Origin of the sequence: Clostridium sp. Marseille-Q5894 (assembly GCF_946902305.1) — a bacterium.
Taxonomy (GTDB): Bacteria; Bacillota_I; Bacilli_A; order Erysipelotrichales; family Coprobacillaceae; genus Thomasclavelia.
The window spans coordinates 151,936-173,674 of sequence record NZ_CAMPPT010000006.1 but is presented as its reverse complement, the minus strand read 5'-3'; the positions used below and the strand labels follow the sequence as shown (position 1 = coordinate 173,674).

12 protein-coding genes are annotated in these 21,739 nt (G+C 29.8%); 10 read left to right on the top strand and 2 right to left on the bottom strand.

What is annotated here, in order from left to right; all coding sequences use genetic code 11:
* Nucleotides 1-118: 118 nt before the first annotated feature.
* Complete coding sequence (locus OC535_RS10515; protein ID WP_498823786.1) at nt 119-6,712, top strand: family 20 glycosylhydrolase; 6,594 nt, start codon at nt 119-121, stop codon at nt 6,710-6,712.
* A gap of 112 nt (nt 6,713-6,824) precedes the next feature.
* On the opposite strand, the gene OC535_RS10510 is transcribed toward OC535_RS10515, so the two are convergent.
* The gene (locus tag OC535_RS10510; protein WP_227053064.1) at nt 6,825-7,505 is read right to left on the bottom strand and encodes a BglG family transcription antiterminator; all 681 of its coding nucleotides are present in this window, start codon (nt 7,503-7,505) and stop codon (nt 6,825-6,827) included.
* 423 nt (nt 7,506-7,928) lie between these two features.
* On the opposite strand from OC535_RS10510, the gene pflB reads away from it, so the two are divergent.
* A complete protein-coding gene (gene pflB / locus OC535_RS10505; protein ID WP_024722717.1) occupies nt 7,929-10,181 on the top strand; it encodes a formate C-acetyltransferase in 2,253 nt (750 codons plus the stop codon).
* A gap of 99 nt (nt 10,182-10,280) precedes the next feature.
* Entirely contained in the window at nt 10,281-11,030 is a 750-nt protein-coding gene (pflA, locus tag OC535_RS10500; protein WP_024722718.1) for a pyruvate formate-lyase-activating protein, read from the top strand.
* Nucleotides 11,031-11,090: 60 nt separating this feature from the next.
* On the opposite strand, the gene OC535_RS10495 is transcribed toward pflA, so the two are convergent.
* Nucleotides 11,091-12,740, bottom strand: coding sequence for an aryl-sulfate sulfotransferase (locus tag OC535_RS10495; protein ID WP_498823785.1), 1,650 nt, complete (start codon nt 12,738-12,740; stop codon nt 11,091-11,093).
* Nucleotides 12,741-12,920: 180 nt separating this feature from the next.
* Between OC535_RS10495 and OC535_RS10490 the strand changes: the two genes are divergently transcribed.
* The 7 genes from OC535_RS10490 (at nt 12,921) to OC535_RS10460 (ending at nt 21,639) form a co-directional block, all read left to right on the top strand.
* Nucleotides 12,921-13,250, top strand: coding sequence for a PadR family transcriptional regulator (locus tag OC535_RS10490; protein WP_024722720.1), 330 nt, complete (start codon nt 12,921-12,923; stop codon nt 13,248-13,250).
* Nucleotides 13,240-13,932 carry a DUF1700 domain-containing protein gene (locus OC535_RS10485; protein WP_498823784.1) on the top strand — a complete coding sequence of 231 codons (693 nt, stop codon included), beginning with the start codon at nt 13,240-13,242 and terminating at the stop codon, nt 13,930-13,932. The genes OC535_RS10490 and OC535_RS10485 overlap by 11 nt, the downstream gene beginning before the upstream one ends.
* The gene (locus OC535_RS10480; protein ID WP_498823783.1) at nt 13,929-14,705 is read left to right on the top strand and encodes a DUF4097 family beta strand repeat-containing protein; all 777 of its coding nucleotides are present in this window, start codon (nt 13,929-13,931) and stop codon (nt 14,703-14,705) included. Before OC535_RS10485 ends, OC535_RS10480 begins: the two co-directional genes overlap by 4 nt.
* On the top strand, nt 14,702-14,887 hold the full coding sequence (locus OC535_RS10475; RefSeq protein WP_498823782.1) for a PspC domain-containing protein: 186 nt from the start codon (nt 14,702-14,704) through the stop codon (nt 14,885-14,887). The genes OC535_RS10480 and OC535_RS10475 overlap by 4 nt, the downstream gene beginning before the upstream one ends.
* A gap of 198 nt (nt 14,888-15,085) precedes the next feature.
* A complete protein-coding gene (locus OC535_RS10470; protein WP_498823781.1) occupies nt 15,086-15,928 on the top strand; it encodes a hypothetical protein in 843 nt (280 codons plus the stop codon).
* Nucleotides 15,929-18,964: a hypothetical protein gene (locus OC535_RS10465; protein WP_498823780.1), complete on the top strand. Its 3,036-nt coding sequence runs from the start codon at nt 15,929-15,931 to the stop codon at nt 18,962-18,964.
* A 2-nt stretch (nt 18,965-18,966) separates the two neighbouring features.
* The gene (locus tag OC535_RS10460; RefSeq protein WP_498823779.1) at nt 18,967-21,639 is read left to right on the top strand and encodes a hypothetical protein; all 2,673 of its coding nucleotides are present in this window, start codon (nt 18,967-18,969) and stop codon (nt 21,637-21,639) included.
* Nucleotides 21,640-21,739: the final 100 nt, after the last annotated feature.

Below are 21,739 nucleotides of genomic sequence, written 5' to 3'. Positions count from 1 at the left end.
TTTTAGTCTTGCCTTTTAATATTTTTTTGGATTATTAACAGTAAACTACTGTTCTAATAATAAATAAAAAAAGAGGAGGTGAAATAAAACTTAATGAATGTATGAAAGGAGGATAGAAATGAAAAAAATAATTAAAATTATTTTAAGTACATTCATTATATTTGCATCTATATCAATTTATGTTGTACATGGTGAAGATAATGATCTTGAAGGTAAAGGAACTAATGATGATCCATATTTGATTAGTTCGAAAGAAGATTTAATTAAAATGTCTTCACTTGTAAATAATGGAGATAGTTATTTAAATGCTCATTATAAATTGACGACAAATATTGATATGGCAGAAATTGATTTTGCACCGATCGGAAGTACAAGCGGTTTTTCTGGGGTTCTTGATGGAAATGGTTATGCAATTTCTAATTTAGTAATCAATAGTACTGGTGATCAGATTGGATTGATTAGTTTTTTAAATGGTGGAACAGTAAAAAATTTAGGAATTGAAAGTGGCGTAATTACTGGTGGTAATAGAACTGGTGCCCTTGTTGGAAGAACGATGTATGCTAATATCATTAATTGTTACAGTAAAGCAGATGTAAATGGGAAAAATGATGTTGGTGGAATAGTCGGGATGTTTAATAATTCTACCATGTTAAATTGTTATGTTTGGGGAGAAATAAATAGTAGTGGAGTAACAGCTGGAGGAATAGTTGGCGGTGCTAATCGCAGTATTGATCCGGCAACACCAACAGTGTTAAAAAATTGTTATAGTTTAGCTACAGTTGTTGGTCAACAGTATGTAGGTAGTGCAATTGGTTATGATGAAAGTGTTGCTGGAGCTAGTTATGAAATTACCATGAGCAGTATTTACTATGACAGTTCGGTAACAGGAATTGGTAATAGCAGTCATTCAGGTGTAAATGGCATAGAAACAGCAGCCTTTCAAGATGGACGTTTATTAGAAGCTTTAAACAGTGGCTGTGAAGAGGGTTATAGCCCATGGGTCAAAGGGGCACTAGGATACCCAGAATTTAATGATGGTATGTCTGAATGTGGTTTGATTGGACAAGGAACTAAAGATGTTCCATATTTAATTAAAACTCCCGAAGATCTAGTATTAATGTCACAGATTATTAATGATGATGCATTGTATGGTGATGCTTATTATAAATTAACTAGTGATATTGATATGAATGATATCGATTTTCAGCCGATTACACGTTTTAGTGGTGTTTTAGATGGTAATCAGTATTATCTTTTGAATCTAAATATCAATGAACCTGATTTAGAAAATGTAGGTTTAATTGGTTTTTTAGATGGTGGTACAATTAAAAATCTTGGAATTGAAAGTGGAACTATTATTGGCGGTAATCATACTGGGGCCCTAGTGGGAAAAACAATGCAGGCAACGATTTTAAATTGTTACAGTAAAGCCAATGTTGAAGGTGCTAATGATACTGGTGGAATAGTTGGAATGTTTAATAATTCTACTATGTTAAATTGTTATGTTTGGGGAAATATTAGCGGTAAGATAACTGTTGGTGGCGTTGTTGGAAGTGCTAATCGTAGTATTGCTCCAGAGTTTATGGCAACTATAGATAATTGTTATAGTCGTGCTGTTGTTAGTGGTGATCAGCATGTAGGGATCATTGTAGGTTATGATGAAGGCGCGGTTAGCGATAATTATCGAATTACCATGAGTAATCTTTATTATGAACAAAATCAAATAGCTATTGGAAATAATGATAATCGTACTGGTTTGATTCCAATTGATTTAGAAGAATTTAGTAATGGTGAGTTGATTATAAAATTAAATAATAATTTAACTGCTGATTATTTTACGTGGCTTGAAGATAACACTGGATATCCGGGATTTAGAGGTAAGGTTTTTATTAAAACAACTTTATCAGGACATGGTAGTTTAGAAGAACCTTATTTGATCAAGACGGTTGATGATTTAAAGGAAATGGAAAGGGTCGTTAATATGGCCACGGAATTTTCGACAGCTTATTATCAGTTAAAAGCAAATCTTGATTTGAAGGGAATTGAATTTAACGGTTTTAGTTCTATTATTCCTTTTAAAGGAACTTTTGATGGTGATGGACATGTTATCAAAAATATCAATATTAAAGTAGATAATGGCCAAAACATTGGATTATTCCATCAAGTTGAAGGAGGTACAATTAAAAATCTAGGAATTGATAGTGGTAAAGTTGAAGGTGGATATAAAGTTGGAGCGTTGATTGGGCGAAGTATGCAGGCAACGATTTTAAATTGTTACAACAATGCAACGATAAAAGGTTTTGAAGATGTTGGTGGAATCGTAGGAATGTTAAATAATTCTGATCTTTTAAACAGCTACAATAATGGTATTGTCAGTGGTTCTAAATCATTAGGTGGTTTAGCGGGTTCTATTTGTCGTAGTCTTAATCCAACAGTAGCAGCAAATATAATTAATTCTTATAATTTAGGACGAGTTCATTGGGGAACTTATTCAGGTAAAATAGGTGGATTTATTGAACAAGATGACAATCTTGCAAATTATGATCATCTTTATTACAATCAAGAAAATTTACCTGATGTTGCAATTGGAAATCTTGTTACAGTTTCAACTATTACAGGAATGAATAAAGCTGAGATGATGAGTCAAAGTTTTGTGGATACATTGAATCAATCTTGTCAAGAAAATTATAGTGAATGGAAATTAGGAACAGATAATGTAGCTAGATTAGCTATTTTTGATGATGCTAATGAATTAGAAAAGTTTATGGCTGGTATTGAAAATGAGCCTGAAATTATAGATGATCAGTTAGTTTTACCAAAATCAGATGATGATCGCTATCAGGCTGTATTATTTGGTTCAAGTAATGAACAGGTTATTGATTTAAATGGTCATGTTTATCAGCCTTTAACAAAGCAAAAAGTATATTTGATTTATGATATTTTAGATACTTTGAGCAATGAAATAGTATGCCGGCTTGATCGTAATATAACTGTTACAGTTGCTGGTAAATATAGTAATACAGGTACTAATAAAATGCCAAATGTTGTTCCTGGTCTTCAAGAATGGTATGGTCTAGATGGTGATTTTAAACTTGAAAATGGGGCTCGGATCGTTTATGAAGATCAAATGGCGAAAACAAGTGCCGAAATGCTGCAAATGTATTTAACTGAAATGATAGGAGTAACATTAGAAGTAAGCGAAGCTGCCTCTGTAAGTGGTGATATTGTTATTAAATATACACCAGATAAATTAAATGAATTAGGTGATGAAGGATATTATATTAATATTGGTGACCAGGTTGTAATTAGTGCACCTAGTGATACGGGAATGCTTTATGGTGGCGTTTCTATTGCTCAGATTTTATATCAAGATGAAAACCATGATACAATTCCATTGGGGATTATTCGCGATTATCCACAATACTCAGTTCGTGGTGGAATGCTTGATGTGGCTAGACGTTATTTTGATTTAGATTACATTGAAGAGATGGGTAAATATATGGCCTGGTTTAAAATGAATACATTCCATCTTCATATTAATGAAGATAGTGGACTTGGTGGTGAGTACAGTTCTTCATTTGTAGTTGAAAGTAAAAAATATCCGGTCTTGAATACATATAATTTAGAAAATGGTAATTATGTATGGTCACAAGATGATTATCGTCAGATGCAAAAGAATTTGAAACAATTTGGTGTTAATGTTATTACTGAAATCGATTCACCTGGACATGCAACAATTTTTAATTTAATTGATCCAGAAATAGTTAACGGCTCTAATTTTGATTTAAGTAATCACTATGATGAATGTTTAGATTTGATCAGTAGTGTTTTTGATGAATTTTTAGACGGTGATGATCCAGTATTCCAAAGTGCTGCTGTTCATATTGGAACTGATGAATCATCTAATACAAACGAAAATATGCGTCGCTATATTAATGATCTAGCTCAATATTGTTTATCAAAAGATAATATCGATAAAGTCTATTTTTGGGGTAATCTCTCTGTTTATTATGGGGCTAGTGAAATTGATTCTAAAAATGTTGTTAATCAAATTTGGGATTCTGCTGATCAGCGAGTTGAACAAGCTTTAGCAGATGGTTTTGAAATCATCAATTCAACTTCTAATAGCATGTATTTGATTCCAGGTAATAGTAATGGTCTGCATAATGGTTATGTAGATATGGCGACTTTCTATGATACCTGGAGAGGATGCAGTGATTTTGATACCCATCGAATTGGTAATCCGACTTATATAGCTTCACGTAATTATTATGCTCAATATGATTTGTTACGGGGAAATCCACAGATCATTGGAACGCTTTTCTGTAATTGGAATGACCGTTCTTGGGCTAATGATTTTGATGTTTTGGATCTAGTTTTATCTTATATTGGTGTAATTAGTGAAAAGAGCTGGTATGGTGATGATAATCGTTTTGAAAGTGGTAATGATTTTGTAGAAGCATTTGAACAAGTTGGTGACTATGCCCCTGGTGCTAATCCAAGAAAGTATGTAGCTACAAATTCAAGTATTATCGCTAAGTATGATTTTGAAGAAATGGCTGATCTGAAAATTAATGATCTAGAAAATGGCTATGATGCTCAAGTACAGGCTGCTAATCTTGCGACAATGAATGAAGAATATCTTAATGGAAAAGTTTTACAGCTTGAACCACAAAGTAATCTTTCTTTACCATTTGCAAGTGTTGGTTATCCTTATACAGTCAATTTTGATTTATATTTGAAAGGCACACAAAGAGATGATGCTGTGCTATTTACTGATGATTTTTGTACGTTCTATTTGAATTATCAAAATCAGGGTGTTAGTTTTAAAGTTGGTAAATATATTTATACGTATAATATTAATTTACCGCTAGATGAATGGTTAAATATTACTTTAACAAGTACATATATTCATGGTGTTAATGCAACAACATTATTAAAAGTTGATGGTATTACTTATAATCCTACTTTAATTGAAGGACCTGCAAGTGTTTCGTCACATTCAGCGACATCATATTTACCAACTAATAAGATGTTTAACGGTATTAATGGTTATTTAGATAATTTAACAATTGGAAATAAATATAATCAAAATCTTGATTCATCTTTAGAATATGAATTTGCAGGTACGGGAACTGCTGAGAATCCATATTTGATTAGTTCAGAAAAAGAATTATTATTGTTTGCAAATGGAATTAATAGTGGGGAAATGATGCAAGCATATTTTAAATTAACTAATGATTTAGATATGCAAAATTATAAATATACACCAGCAGCTGTATTCAATGGTGTTTTTGATGGCGATGGACATACGATCTCTAATTTAACGATTAATCAGCCACAAGGAGAAAATGTTGGGTTGATTGGTTTATTAGAACGCGGAACGATTAAAAATGTTGAGCTTAGAAACGCTAATATAATTGGTAAAGCTAAAGTTGGTGGATTAGTTGGACGGACGATGTATGCGACAATTATAAATTGTGGTGTTGAAGCTAATGTTAATGGCAGCAATGATACAGGTGGAATCGTCGGAATGTTTAATAATTCAACGATGATTAATTGTTATGCATGGAGTGAAGTAGCAGGAACAGTAGAAACAGCAGGTGGTTTAGTTGGTGCAGCTAATCGCAGTATTGATCCTAACACACCAACTATTATCAAGAATTGTTATGTTAAAGCTGATGTAACAGCACCTCGATTTAGTGGTGTAGTGGCCGGATATGATGAATCTGTTGCAGGTGAATCATACCAAGTTACTTATCAAAATATTTATTATGAAAGTAGTAAAGCTGGTTTTGGAAATACAAATAATTTTGAAGATTTAAATGGCTTGAGCCTTGATGAGTTTACAGATGGAACATTATTAAACGAATTGAATGCTAATTTAGATACTGAATATTGTGCATGGATAAGTGGTGAAAATAATTATCCAGTATTTAAAAATATTGTTGAGACTGATAAATTAGCTTTACAAATTGCCATTGAAATGGCGGAAAAAGCAAGTTTAGAAAATGTTGTACCAGCCGTAGTAACTGAATTCAATGATGCTTTAACAAACGCAAAAGAAGTATATGCAAAAACTAATGCCACTCAAAGTGAATTAGATAATGCTTTTGATCGACTTGCAAGGGCAATGCAGATGTTGGAATTCTATCAAGGTGATAAGAGTGCATTACAAAAACAAGTAGATCAAATCAATGGATTAGATGAAAGTAAATACATTGAATCATCATGGTCTGATATGTTACCAGTATTAGATAATGCAAATGTTGTATTGGCTGATGTTAATGCAATGCAAGGTGAAGTAGATGAAGCCTTTACAGAATTAGTAAAAGCGTTCTTGAACTTAAGATTAAAACCAAATAAAGACTTATTACAAGAATTGATCAATAAAGCAAATAACTTAAACATGGCAAACTATAGTGCTAAAACATGGGCAGTAGTCGCAGATGCTTTAAATGAAGCAAAAGCGGTATTAGAAGATCCAGAAGCAAACCAAGAACAGGTAGATAATGCTAAAGATGTTTTAGCAAAAGCAATTGCGGGATTAATAGCTAATGAAGTAGATATTAATACAGCAGTAAATACAGGAGATACAGTGGTGGCAGTAGATACTGACGATACAACAAATACAATATATTCGTTTGCCGGTCTAGTATTGGCTTCGATAATATTTTGTAAAAGTAAAAAAAGAAAAATAAATAATTTGTAACATAAAAATAGTTTGGATTTTATGTTGAAGATTTAGAATTAAAAAAGACAATATTTACCAGGTATTCTGGCCTATTGTCTTTTTATTATTATAATGTGATTTTATAGTGTTTTTAATTATCAATTCGATTATTCGCAACTACAAAGTGAAGGGCAATAAAGGCAAGTTCATCATCGTTGAATGATAAATTTGTTTCATGATTGATAACTTTGTTTAAAATTCTGCTATAATTATATTCTTCATTATGGCGTTCTATGATTTTATCTTTTAATGGATTTTCAATAGTTTGTCCTTTTGATAATCTTTCTATTGCTGGTTCTAGATGTAAACCAATAGCAATCAATAATTTATCATCTTTTCTAAAGTCTTTGTGATATTCTTGATAAATCAAAGTCATTGTTTCATTAAGAATTTTAAAAACTTTACTATCTAATAAGTCGAATCCAGAATTAATTTCTAGGTCTAATTTTTGATTTTTAGATAAATGCATTGAAACTAAAGATACTTCATCTTCAGGAAATTCAATTTCAAATTTTTTTGCAAGACGATCACATAGCATTTTCGCATAAGGGTAGCTATATTCCTGTTTGTATGATGCAATTTGTCCATTGCTTAATGGAATGTAGTTGTCTGATTTTATTCTTATGATTGCAATACTTAAATGAATTGATAAATTATTGATTGAATTTGTTGAAAGAAATAAATCAAAATCATTAGCAGTATTTTTTATAATATCGATTACAATAGTTTTAATTTGATTAAAATCAGCATCTGTGTTGAATGTTAAATTCATTATTTTACCTCCTGATAACTTTAGATAATACTATATAATAAATAAAAGAAAAAATCTACTATTAAATGGATTAAATTTTTATAAAATTTAGTAATCATACACTATATGTAAGCGCTTTTATTAGGGGCGGGACATTATATATTATAAGGTTATAGAAATTTGTTGAAAATAATTTGTTTTTTTAGTGCAAATTACTTGAATTGTAAAAACAAAATATAATATAATGCAAGCGTGGATAACAAAAGGAAATAAAATCATTTTCCAAAAATATAGTGTGTGTTATTCTTGTTAAGTAAGTTTATTACGAGAGAAGTAGAATATTAGTCTTGATGACATCCCTTGCAAAATCCATCGGATTATTATTTAAAACCTTGTAAGAGCTTTAACTAACGGTCATTAAAATTTCAAGGAGGAAAAAAAGACATGTTAAAAAAAGAACAATGGAATGGCTTTAAAGGTAGACTTTGGAAAGAAGAAATCAATGTTCGTGATTTCATCCAAAATAACTACAAGCCATATTATGGTGATGAATCATTTTTGGCTGAACCTACTGATGCTACAAATAAATTATGGGGGAAATTACAAGAACTTCAAAAAGAAGAACGTGCTAAAGGCGGAGTGTTAGATATGGAAACTCATGTAGTTTCTGGATTAACTGCTTACGGTCCTGGATATATTGATGAAGAACTTAAAGATTTAGAAAAAGTTGTTGGATTACAAACTGATAAACCATTAAAAAGAGCATTTATGCCTTATGGTGGTATCAAAATGGCTGAACAAGCTTGTGAAACTTATGGATATACACCTGATCCAGAATTACACAAAATCTTTACTGAATATCACAAAACTCATAACCAAGGAGTTTTCGATGTATATACACCTGAAATCAGATTAGCTCGTCGTAATAAGATCATTACAGGTTTACCTGATACTTATGGACGTGGACGTATCGTTGGTGATTATCGTCGTGTTGCTTTATATGGTATTGATGAATTAATTGCTTTCAAACAACATGATTTAGCTGTTTGTGGAAGTGGTTCAATGAAAGAAGACGTTATTCGTCGTCGTGAAGAAATCGCTGAACAAATCAAAGCATTACACGGTATGAAAAAAATGGCTGAAATTTATGGTTATGATATTTCTAACCCAGCTAAAAATGCTAAAGAAGCTGTTCAATGGTTATATTTTGGATATTTAGCAGCTATTAAAACTCAAAATGGTGCTGCTATGTCTGTAGGACGTGTTTCTACATTCTTAGATATCTATATTGAAAGAGATTTAGAAGCAGGGGTTATTACAGAAGAAGAAGCTCAAGAATTAATCGACCATTTTGTTATGAAATGTAGAATGGTTAAATTCGCTCGTATTCCTTCTTATAACCAATTATTCTCTGGTGACCCAGTTTGGGCTACATTAGAGGTAGCTGGTATTGGATCTGATGGTCGTCCAATGGTAACTAAAAATGATTTCCGTTTCTTACACACATTAGAAAACATGGGACCTTCTCCAGAACCAAACTTAACAGTATTATATTCTTCTAGATTACCAGAAAACTTCAAGAAATATACATCTAAGATTTCAATTGATACAAGCTCTGTACAATATGAAAACGACTGTGTAATGCGTCCAGTATGGGGAGATGACTATTCAATCTGCTGCTGTGTTTCTGCAACACAAACTGGTAAAGAAATGCAATTCTTCGGAGCACGTGCTAACTTAGCTAAATGTTTATTATATGCTATCAATGGTGGTGTTGATGAAAAAACTAAGACTCAAGTAGCTCCTGAATATCGCCCAATTACTTCTGAATATTTAGATTATGATGAAGTTATGAGAAGCTATGATCAAATGATGGATTGGTTAGCTGATATTTATGTAAATACATTAAACTTAATTCAATACATGCATGATAAATATTATTATGAAGCAGCTCAAATGGCTTTAATTGATACTGATTTAAAACGTACTTTTGCAACAGGTATTGCTGGATTCTCACATGTTGTTGACTCTTTAAGTGCTATTAAATATGCTAAAGTTAAAACAGTTCGTGATGAAGATGGTATTGTTGTAGATTATGAAACAGAAGGAGATTTCCCTCGTTATGGTAATGATGATGATCGTGCTGATGATATTGCAGTATGGTTATTACAAACTTTCTTAGAAAAGATCAAAAAACATCACACTTATCGTGATTCTGAACCTACTACTTCTATCTTAACAATTACTTCAAATGTTGTTTATGGTAAAGCTACTGGTTCATTACCTGATGGACGTAAAGCTGGAGAACCATTATCTCCAGGTGCTAACCCAGCATATGGTGCTGAACAATCTGGTTTATTAGCTTCATTAAATTCTGTTGCTAAATTACCATATGAATGGGCATTAGATGGTATTTCTAATACACAAACAATTAGTCCTGATACTTTAGGTCATGATGATGATGAACGTAAAAATACTTTAGCTAGAGTATTAGATGGATATTTTGATCAAGGTGCTCATCATTTAAATGTAAATGTATTTGGAACTGAAAAATTAATCGATGCTATGGAACATCCAGAAAAAGAAGAATATGCAAACTTCACAATCCGTGTATCTGGATATGCTGTTAAATTTATTGATTTAACTCGTGAACAACAAATGGATGTTATTTCAAGAACTTGCCATAAATCAATGTAATAGTTATTGAAATTTAAGCAAAACAGCCTCTTTTAACAAGAGGCTGTTTTAATGAGATAATTATTGGAAATAATTATTAATAATGAAAGGAAGAATAAAATGGATAATAAGATTATGGGGGCAGTACATTCGATTGAAAGCTTCGGGTCTGTTGACGGACCAGGAATTCGTTATATATACTTTCTTCTTGGCTGCCCTTTACGCTGTAAATTTTGTCATAATCCTGATACATGGGCAAATGCTAAAGCAACAATGGAACTTACACCTCAGGAAGCTTTAGATAGAGCAATTAAATATAAAAGTTATTGGGGTCATGATGGTGGGATTACTATTAGTGGTGGTGAACCACTACTACAGATTGATTTTATTACTGAGTTGTTTAAATTAGCTAAAAAAGAAGGGGTCAATACTTGTATTGATACTAGTGGTGCTAATTTTACTAGAGAAGAACCTTTCTTTAGTAAGTTCAATGAATTAATGAAATATACTGATTTATTATTGGTAGATATTAAACATATAAATGATGAAGAACATATAAAGCTAACAGGTAAATCAAATAAAAACATCTTAGATATGGCAAAATATCTTTCAGAAATTGATCAGCCTGTATGGATTCGTCATGTTTTAGTTCCAGGAATTAGTGATAAAGATGAATATTTAATTGAATTAGATAAATTTATTAATAGTCTTAATAATGTAAAAAAAGTAGAAGTATTACCATATCATACTTTAGGAACATTCAAATGGGAGGAATTAAATATTCCATATCAATTAGAAGGAGTTAATCCACCTACTCAAGATAGAATAGATAATGCTAATAAATTATTACATACAGAAAAGTATAAATAATATTTTGATTTAACGAGATACCTTACTAGGAGGTATCTTTTTTTATAAAAAAACTATTGGTTATTGAAACCAATAGTTATTAAAATCATATTTAAACACACGATACCACCATGTGTCTCCTGTACCAACAACAGTTTGAATAAGTTGATGATTACTATCAAATTCAGAAGCTTCAAAAGCACTTCCACTATCAATGATGATATTATCATCTAACTCTTGTACTGAACTAACATAACCAGAATAGGTTACTGATATACGATCGACTAATTCAAAAGTACCTAAATTTTCATCAACCAAATATTTGTCATAATAAGATTGTTCACCATTTACACCAATACTTGCTCCTTCATAATTAGTTTCATTTGAATAATCATAATTACGGGTTGAACATACAGTATTATTATTGTTGTAGAAATATAAATAATATTGTCCATCAGCTAAAGAATCGTCTTCTTGATAAGTGACACAATGTTGACCAGCATTCAAAGAAAAATCGCCAATTTGTTCAAGAACTAAGTTGTCGTAGCCACTTTCTTGCCAGAATGTTTTAGAACCGATCATATAATCAACAGTTGGTTGATCATAGATATTATCAATTTTTATAATTGATGAAGTTTCTCGGGAACTTATGATTATGCTGTCTTCATTGATTAGTTGAATTGAATTGATGTGCATCCAGTCAAATGCTTCATCACTATCGTCACTAATAGTTAAAGTATTGAAATAGTTGCTAAAAAGGTCTTTAAGATCAATTAGTTCCTTTACATCTCCGGTATCACGATCAATACTAATGATGCGATCTTCATTTGTTTCAGCATCCTTTTTAGAGGCTAAGACGATTAAATCATTTTCACTACCCCAAATATAATCATGATGTAGTTTATAGTCCCCTGTATTAAAGATTTCCGTTACTTGACCTGTTTTATTCATTCCTGCAATCTTGCTGGCTGAGATGCTATAATACATCATATCGTCATCAAAAATAACGCGACAGCTTCGATAACTTGTAATAGGTATTTCACTACGAATCGTTCCATTATTATCATATAGTAGAATAAAATCAACTTCTTCATTGTCTTCGGCTGTACGGTTACCAAGCATTGCATAAAGTCCATCGCTTAAAGGTTCGCTGCTATTACCGGTAGTAACTTCTAATTGAATATTATCTTCACTGCCAAGAAGTTCTGGTGCATCATATGACCAATCTAATGTATCAATGATATTTCCTTTTGTATCAGTTAAAGTAACGGTAATACTGTTAGTTGTTCCAGGAACAAACCCAACTAATAAATACTCATGTTCTGTCGTATAATCACTGTTACTATTGTTATTTAATGTTCTTGAAAAGTCATCATAGCCATCAGCACTAATTGTATAAGATGCATTACATTCATCATCAGTTTTAAAATACATGTAAACAGCAGTTGTATTTGTACCGTATGGGTTAGCGATCAATAATGGTTCTTTAATAGTATAGTTATTTTTATTTTTTAATGTTTCTATTTGTTCATTGATTCCAGATTGATAATCAAGAGTATAGATTTTACTGATATCATCTGTAGTATCTGTTAATTCAATATAATCAATACTATTACTATCATTGCTTGATGCTGCTGTTTGTGGAGAATCATTTGTAAATAAGAATATCGCAACTAAACCTATTACAATGATACCTGCACAGATTAGTATAATTTTTTTTGCCTTCTTCATTATTACCTCCTTACTTAATAATTATTTAGGATAAATGTGGGAAAATTATCTAAAAAAATTAAATAATTAACAAATTAACGATACTAATTCCTATGTTTATAATTATATATTATTGATTGACGAGCAATATTATATGATATATAATATTATTGGATAATAAATATAGAAGGAGTGGAACTGATGATTTTTAATACAGGTGCTGCTTTGTTAGATGCGATCGTGCTTTCTGTTGTTTCAAGAGAATCTAAGGGGACATATGGCTATAAAATTACTCAAGACGTTCGAATTGCACTGGATGTTTCAGAATCAACGTTATATCCAGTTTTAAGAAGGTTATTAAGAGATAATTGTTTAGAGACATATGATCAAGAATATGGTGGGAGAAATCGTCGTTATTATAAAATTACAGCTCAGGGACAGGCACAATTAGAGATGTATCGTAGTGAGTGGCATGAATATGTTCAAAAGATAAATTTTATTATTGAGGGGGATAAATTTAATGGATCGTAAGAGATTTCTTGAGAAGTTAGCTTATTTGTTGCAAGATATTGAAGATGTTGAACGAGATGAAGCCTTACAGTATTACGAAGATTATTTTGATGAAGCAGGGGCTGAAAATGAGACTCAAGTAATCAATGATCTAGGGTCTCCAGAAAGAGTGGCTGCAATTATTAAAGCTGGTTTGGAAAATAGATTTGATGATGATATTGAATTTAGTGAAAAGGGTATGGATAATGCTTATTATAAAGAGGCGAGTGAGATAATTGAAGCTGATGTAATTGATCATGAAAATCATCATGAAAAAAGAAAAAATAATTTTAAAGGTAATCCTGAACGCAATCGAATTTTAATTATTTTGATTTTAATTGGAATAGTAATCTTAGGTTTTAGCGGTCTTTTTGGCGTTGGAATAAGTGCTTTGGCAGTTGTTTTAGCTGTGGGAATTGGGATTTTAGTTGGCGGAGCGATATGTTTAGCTGGAGCTATAGCTTGTTTTATTCGCGGTCTTATTTTATTATCAGCAACACCGGGCATGGGATTGATTGTTATATCGGCTGGTTTTGCTTTGATTGCTTTAGCTGTTGGCTTTTTTGTTGTTGAAAAGGCTTTGGTCAAAGCTGTTCCATTGGTAATTAATGGGGGAATAAATCTAATAAAAACAATTATAAATAAAGTAGGTGAATTGATATGAAAAAATCAACCTTGATAGTAATAATATCTTTAATTGTAGCTGTAATTTTATTTATATCAGGGGTAATGTTAGATGGTCTTACAGAGTTAAAAAATGCTTATCATCAAGATGATTTGAACATATCATTACCGTTTGTTAAAACAAAAGATGTAAAAAGACAGTTTGAGAATATTAAAAATTTAGATATTGAAGCTTCAACAGGTAATTTTGAAATCGTTGAGTATAGTGGTGATGTTATCGAAATAAAAGCTGAAAATATTAGCCGGCGTACAGAGGTATATCAAGATGATGAAACACTAGTTTTTAAAGAAAATTTCAGATTTGGTTTTCCAATTGTTAATGATACTGATGTAAAGATATATGTGCCTAAAGATTATCGATTTAATAGAGTGGAAATTGAAATAGATGCTGCAAGTGTAAAGCTGGCAAATTTGATAGCTGATGAATTAGAGGTTGATGTTGATGCTGGGTCATTTAAAGCAGATAATATTACTGTCGAAAAGGCGGTTGTTGATGTTGATGCGGGGGAAGCAAAAATTGATTTGCTGGATAGTAAAAAAAGCGAATTTAATGCAGATGTAGGGGATATCAAAGTTGTTATGACAGGGACAGAAAGTGACTATAGTTATGATGTGGACTGTGATTTAGGTGATATTCAAGTAGGCAGTTATCGTGGCGAAGGTTTAAGTGATGAATATTATTATAATGGCGGTGATCGGATGATTGAAGCTGATTGTAATGTGGGAAATATTATAATAAAAATGGAGGTATGAAAATGAAACGTATATATCGTTCAGATGAAGAAAAGATGATTTGTGGTGTTTGTGGTGGAATTGCCGAATATTTTGATTTAGACCCGACATTGGTGAGATTGGCTTGGGTTGTTTTATTTGCCATAGGTGGTAGTGGTTTTTGGGCATATATTATTGCTGCAATAATAATTCCGCGCCGATAGTCGATGAGATCTCATCGGCTTTTTATTTATCTTGGTAATTTTTATGATTGAATTATATTTATATATTTTTGGCTCTGTGATAAGATATAATTAGTTATAATGATTGAATAAACGTGATTAAATGGGCTTTTTTTGATGTGAATATGAGATAAAAAGAGTTTTGAGTTGTCTCTTTAAAGAAAGGGGATAAATTTAGATATGCAAAATATAATTAATAAAATAACATTATATGATATTGTTTCAACAATAGTACCGGGAATAATGATTTTTATTGGTGTTTGTTCAATCATTCCAACTGAAATCAAAAGGCTTATTAGTGAAATAAATAATGAGTGGTTTGTTTTTGGTTTGGTTATTGTTTTTAGTTATTGTGTGGGTTGGATGTTATCACAAATGATTAAATATATTTATCGTTTTTTTGAAAAAAAGATAAATATAAATTGTCTTTATTTAGTTGTATATATAATTACTGTCATAGCTTTTATATTTAAAATAGATAATATTAAATTGGTATTTTCAATGACTGTATGGATCGTATTTATATTATTGACGGGGAAAGTAAAGAAAAGAAATGATACTATTGAGTATAAGATTTTAATTAAGAAATGTTATAAATATTTAGTTGAACTATATGAAGACTTTGATAAAAATTTTGATCTTAAAAATGAAAATGACCTAAAAAAGGCAGTAGAATCAATGAGTACTAGTTCATATATGCTGATTCAAACGAATGAAAAATATAATCGTGTTCATAATTACAATTCATCAAAATCTTTTTCTAAAAATCTATCTGGGGTAAGTTTATTTCTAGCGTTTATATTTAATTACCATTTGTTTACTAATGCAGGTGGTCTTAAATTTGATATTATTTATAGTATGGCAATCGTTATTTGTGTTAGTGGATATTTTGTTTTAAAAAATCGGTATTTAATGTTTGCTGATAAATTAAAAATTTTAGTTTTAACATATTTTTTAGATTTTTTAGAAAATAAACAACATGATGATAAGAAGCAAAATAATACTGAGGGGAGGAAAAATTAAATGACTGACGATAAAAAAATAAATTATCATATTGGAGCAAGAGAACTTGAGTTAGAGAATGTTAAACTGATGTTACCTAACATTGGTAACATCAAAGATTTTATTAGTGATTTTCGAAAAAATGCTAGAAATAGTGATACTAAATTAAAAAGATTATCTTATGAAAAATATGATAATTTTATTTCTATTTTAGGGGGTCGCGGTTTAGGGAAAACATCAATTATGATGACAATAATCAAGCAAATTGAAAGTCATCAGTATTTTTCTGAAAATCATAAAACGATATCTTTCAATGAATATGATCTTATTTCTTCTCTGATCGTTCCCGATGATATGAGTGAAACAAGTGATATTTTAGGCTGGATAATTGTTGTTTTGGAAAAAATGTATAATGATCAAATAAAAAGTTACACTAGAGCAACTTGTTTATTGAATCGTGAAGATGATACCCGAGAAATTGAAAAGAAGGTTGAAAATCAGTTTAATGTATTAAAAAAGAATTATCAGCATCGTAAAATTGATTATAAAAATATTATTAATCGACAGTATCAAAATACTATTGATTATGTTAATCGGTCAACAGAAATTCAAAGTCAGGATTTTGATGTTGTGGAGACTTTTAGAACATTGATTGATTATTTAATTGAGTACAAAAGAATAATTAATAAAAGGTATGGCTATGAAGAAGAACCGTTGATTTTCTTTTTCTTTGATGATGTTGATATGACAGCAAAATATTGTGGAACAATATTTGAAGATTTTTTAACATTTTTATCGCATTCGCATATTGTTACATTTATTAGTGGTGATTATGATCTTTTTTGCCAGTCGATAACATTGAAAATGTTACAGGGGGAAAATTTAGATAATCGTGATATTAAAGAGATATATTCGTTTGGAAAAAATGAAAAGCAATATCAGGCTTTAGAAATGGCTAAGAGTCGTAGTGAATTTTTCCTAAAAAAAGTATTACCACCATTATACCGATTTGAGATCAAGACTTTGGATAATCGTAAGAAAAGTAAGTTAACATATGTAAAAAATAAAGATTCTAATGATCTTTTAAATAAGACTTTGGAGGAATTGTTAGCTAATATTTGTCTTGGTGATGATGGTGAAGATTTCTTTTTTAAAAAAGATAAGACAGTAATTTATTCTTATTATTCAGCCTTTAGTTCTAATGTCAGAGGTTTTATGAATGTTTATATATATTTATGTCGTCAAAATTATCAAAAACTAAGAACTAATAAAGATAAAATAATTTTTATTGAGGAATTTTTAGGAATTATTTTGAATTCAAAAAATACGTATCGAAAAAATTTGAATAATATTGATCGCTATTTATATATTAAAAATGAAAAAAGGTATGAGGATGACGAAGAGAAATGTTATGACAAATTAAGGATCGATTGTGAAGAATTAAAAGAAGTTGTTGAAGAAAAGATAAAGGAAAATTATGAGGCAATCAAGTCTGAAAATAATGAGAATAAAAAATATCTTCGAGATGATTATAAAGAAGAAATAGAAGCTTTGATTATTCTGCCTTTATTTATGAATGAACTGCTAAATTGTTTTTTTAAAACGGATTATCATAAGCGTTACAAAAGAGTTAGAGATAAGTTGAAAAATATTTTTGTTCATGTATTTGTTCGATCTTTTAATCAAAATATAACTTTGTTTTTACCTGATAATGCTGATATTAAAGATACTTTATTATTTTATTCATACATTACCACAAGAATGTCAATGAAAGCTATTAATGCAATCAATGGTGATAGTGTAGTCAACTATGATACAAATGCACGATTATATAATGAAAATAATGATAAGAAGTATTTTGTGCAAATAATGAAGGCGGCATGTGATATTTTTAATGATGGAAACAGTAATCTTAATAAAGAAATCTATGATGAGTTATGCTATGGGATTGAAATAAACGGGATAAAAAGACCAGAATATGAAAGAGATATAATTCGATTATTGATTAAAAATTATATTGATGATAATTATAATTGGTTAAGTAATTTAGAAAAAATGATAAAGAATAATTTATCATTGATGAAAGGTCTTTATCCATATAAGAAATATTATACAAATAAAATTGTTCCTGTATTTGATGATATACGGAATTTATTCGTTAGTGAGCAGTTGAATAGAAAACTTTTTGATATATCACAATTATTAGAACGATTTACATTTATATTTAACGACGAAAATATGATTCGCTTTTTTGGCAGAGATGATATGAATGTTATTGAAACATTTATAAATATTATTAATACATTTATTCCTGAATTACAAAGTATTAAATATAGCGAAGTTCCTAATAATAATACATATTTAGAAATAATTAGCAGTTATTGTTTATCTAAAAATGCTCGTCCTAAATATTCGAATGACAATGATAAACCACGAATCGATCATTTAGAGGATCTATATTTTAAACAGCAAATAGATATTTATGCAACAAAAGTTAAAAAATATAAGGATAATTATGAGGGCCATGAGAGACAATTTATTGAAAGAATGTATCTTTTAACTAAACAGCTTTTTGATTATTATTATTTAGAAGCTGAAAATTATCATCGTTATGATATTGTTGATGTTGAAAATATTCATAACAATATTATGAATAACGCTGATATTTATCTTAAAATAGAAGATGATGAAAGTAGTGAGTTAAGTCAGGAAGTATTTAATATTATTGTTCAAATATATTATGATGTAGTTGATAATAATGACTGGATGAATAATTTTAGACCTAAATTAATGAATTTGATTAGTAAATTAAGTGATGAAACGGTAGTGCGAAATAAATGTTGTGATTATATTATGGATGAGCTAAGAGCCCTTTATAATTTGGTAAATGATCAAAATAGTTTTGATCGAGATAAAATGCTTGCTAAAGCTCAGGCACTGTTATACATAACCCCTATTTATGTCATGAGTTTATATTTATATGATCTGGTATGTAGCGATAATGAAGAGCGTAGATTTTTCTTGAATTTACTAAGTGTTTTTAATAAAGAGTTGTAATTATGAATACTTATAATTTGATGTTGACAATTGCCATCGTTACATTACCATATCGTCATTTTAGGTTTATTAAGGATGATTATTATGCGGAATATTTAAATGGTGAAATAACGTATGATGAATTTATTTTAGTGATTTTTAGTATTATAAAAAATGAGATTTCGATTAGGGATATGGATGAGTTTATCTTAATACTTGAAAAAATATTTCCTCGCCAGGGTAGAGATGCTAAATGTGATAAAAATGATCAGATAACACAATTTTATCTTGATTTGCTGGGAAAATTAGGGTCGTCATTATTAAGAATTGAAGATTATAAAATCTATTTGAATCAGATGTATATCAATAATCGAAAAGATTTATTTTCTGCATATAACGAAAATCAAAGAATCCTGATTTGGTATTATATTTCAAGGTGGATGGAAATGACACCAGTAATTATTAATCATCTAAATAGATTTGTTACTTCTATTGAGGATTTTATATGCAGTAATGAAGGATTACATATTCATGTATTAAATAATTATCAAAGCAGTGTGTTTAAAGAAGGGTTTTATGAAACGCATGTTCACTTTGGCGGTGCTATTGGTTTTAATTTACAATGGTGGGCGATGATTGGTAAAAGACCATTAAACTATGATGTGCGTCGTTCGCTTAGTGAGTTAAATAAAGTCAACAAGATCAAGAGTAGTTATTTTGATTATGAACTGTTTTCTTTAGCGTCGCTTGCAATTCGCTATATTTTGATGAAAATAATATTTTTTGATCAGGAGGTCTATGATAGTGATTATATCTTATTGACAAAATATGCTTCAGGTAAACTTAATGATGATGATCGAGATTTGATAAATAAGGTTATTGAAAATATAGATATGGAGATAATTACATATCACCGCGATGATTATAATAATTGTGATAATAATTACAACGATTATATTAGTTTATTTATTGGTAAAAAAAATGAGGTTCAAAGCGAGAATATTTTTATTCATCACTGCTTAAAATATATTAAGAAAAATAAGTATCAAAAAACTTTATTTAACCAGTGCTTCTTTAATTATCTGCGAGTTAAAAATAGTGTTTTTGCCTTGAAAGTGCAAACTGAAGAAGTTAAAGGACTATCATATTTTAGTAATTTTTATCGTGCAAATGTCAATAAATGCATTTGTTTAAAAGATAAATTAAATTTAGTTCTTGATCATTATTATCATCAAGAGAAGATTAAAGGTGTAGAACTTAAAATTGCTTATATTCCTGGTGTGAATCTTAATGAATTAATTAGTTCTTATAAGGAAAAGGTTTTGGAGTTAGTTAATTATCATATTGAATGGTATAAAAAAATAGCGATTACTAATCGAGCAATGAAATTAGGTTTTATCGTAATGTTTAAAAAGAAAAGACCTGTTGATCATATATGTTATAAAGAGTTTGCTACAAGTAATGATTATAAGTATTTAAAACACGGTTATTTACAATATGAGTTAATAAATAATGTTATGGCTTTACAGCATTTACGTAATAATATAGAAGGTTTGGAAAATTATATCATTGGTATCGATGTTGCGGGAAATGAACATTATTGTGAACCATATGTTTATGCTCCGGTATATCGTTTAATAAGAAATCCCCATCATGAAATAATAGAAGAATCACAGAATCAGCAATTAATTGAAAAATATTATAATTATGATATTTTTCCCGCTAAAAGAATAGGGTTTACATACCATGCTGGTGAGGTTTTTTCTAGTATTGTCAGTGGTTTGCGACATGTTGATGAAGTGATTGAACATTTTAACTATATGGAAGGTGATCGAATTGGTCATGGTTTAGCATTAGCTTTGGATTTAAAACGTTATCTTCGGGATAAAAAAGTTACGCAGATAAAAAAGATTGATTATTTAAAAAATTTAATCTGGATCTATATCCAGATATCTAAGAAAGACTTAAAATTAAGTATTAGTGAGAGTTTATTAAGAGATAAGATTTTAAGTACTTTTAGAGAAATTTATTCGGAAAATGAAGATTATACGGTTGATATCCATGTTTTAGTTGACTGGTATAATTATAACTTTAGCTGTATTGATAAAAAAGTGCTAAAAATGAATAAAAAGAGTTGTTATTTTTCACATGCTTGTAAGAATAAAAGTTTAAATAAAGCTGATTTTAGATGGACGCTTGAAGAATTATTAGTAGCTGATCATTGTAGCTATTTTATAAGTAAAATGAATGAATCTGTTTTAATTGTTGAAAATATCGATGATTTTGAATTATATAGCACGCTACAAAAATATGTTAGAAACAAGGTTGCTAATAAAGGAATTATTGTAGAAATAAATCCGGTATCGAATAGTTTGATTGGTGATGTTGATGATGTAACACTATTACCATATTTAAATTTAGACGCAATTGGCTTTAATGACGATCATAGTAAAAAAGTGTTATTGACGATCAATACAGATGATCCGGCAATCTTTAATACTGATTTACTTTTCCAATTTGCACTATTAGAAGCTCAGTTTACAGATATGGGCTATTCGAAAAAGGAAATCATTGAATGGCTTGATTTTGTAAGAAAGAATAGTAATTTTTCAACATTTTTATCAACGATAGAAACTAGTGTTGAACGTGAAATTGAAGTTTTAAAGTTGTTAAGACAAAATATTTTGAGTTCATAAAATGAATATTTATTGATTGAATCGAATAAATTATGCTATAATATTGTTGATTTTAGATTTCATAGTTCAAATTCATTAATTGATTTTTGAATTATTTCGT

Excerpts from the sequence above, each read along its gene's own strand:
- pflB (WP_024722717.1), top strand. The coding sequence starts at position 7,929 with ATGTTAAAAAAAGAACAATGGAATGGCTTTAAAGGTAGACTTTGGAAA.
- OC535_RS10485 (WP_498823784.1), top strand. The coding sequence starts at position 13,240 with ATGGATCGTAAGAGATTTCTTGAGAAGTTAGCTTATTTGTTGCAAGAT.
- OC535_RS10515 (WP_498823786.1), top strand. The coding sequence starts at position 119 with ATGAAAAAAATAATTAAAATTATTTTAAGTACATTCATTATATTTGCA.
- OC535_RS10495 (WP_498823785.1), bottom strand. The coding sequence starts at position 12,740 with ATGAAGAAGGCAAAAAAAATTATACTAATCTGTGCAGGTATCATTGTA.
- OC535_RS10510 (WP_227053064.1), bottom strand. The coding sequence starts at position 7,505 with ATGAATTTAACATTCAACACAGATGCTGATTTTAATCAAATTAAAACT.
- OC535_RS10480 (WP_498823783.1), top strand. The coding sequence starts at position 13,929 with ATGAAAAAATCAACCTTGATAGTAATAATATCTTTAATTGTAGCTGTA.
- OC535_RS10465 (WP_498823780.1), top strand. The coding sequence starts at position 15,929 with ATGACTGACGATAAAAAAATAAATTATCATATTGGAGCAAGAGAACTT.
- OC535_RS10475 (WP_498823782.1), top strand. The coding sequence starts at position 14,702 with ATGAAAATGAAACGTATATATCGTTCAGATGAAGAAAAGATGATTTGT.
- pflA (WP_024722718.1), top strand. The coding sequence starts at position 10,281 with ATGGATAATAAGATTATGGGGGCAGTACATTCGATTGAAAGCTTCGGG.
- OC535_RS10460 (WP_498823779.1), top strand. The coding sequence starts at position 18,967 with ATGAATACTTATAATTTGATGTTGACAATTGCCATCGTTACATTACCA.
- OC535_RS10490 (WP_024722720.1), top strand. The coding sequence starts at position 12,921 with ATGATTTTTAATACAGGTGCTGCTTTGTTAGATGCGATCGTGCTTTCT.
- OC535_RS10470 (WP_498823781.1), top strand. The coding sequence starts at position 15,086 with ATGCAAAATATAATTAATAAAATAACATTATATGATATTGTTTCAACA.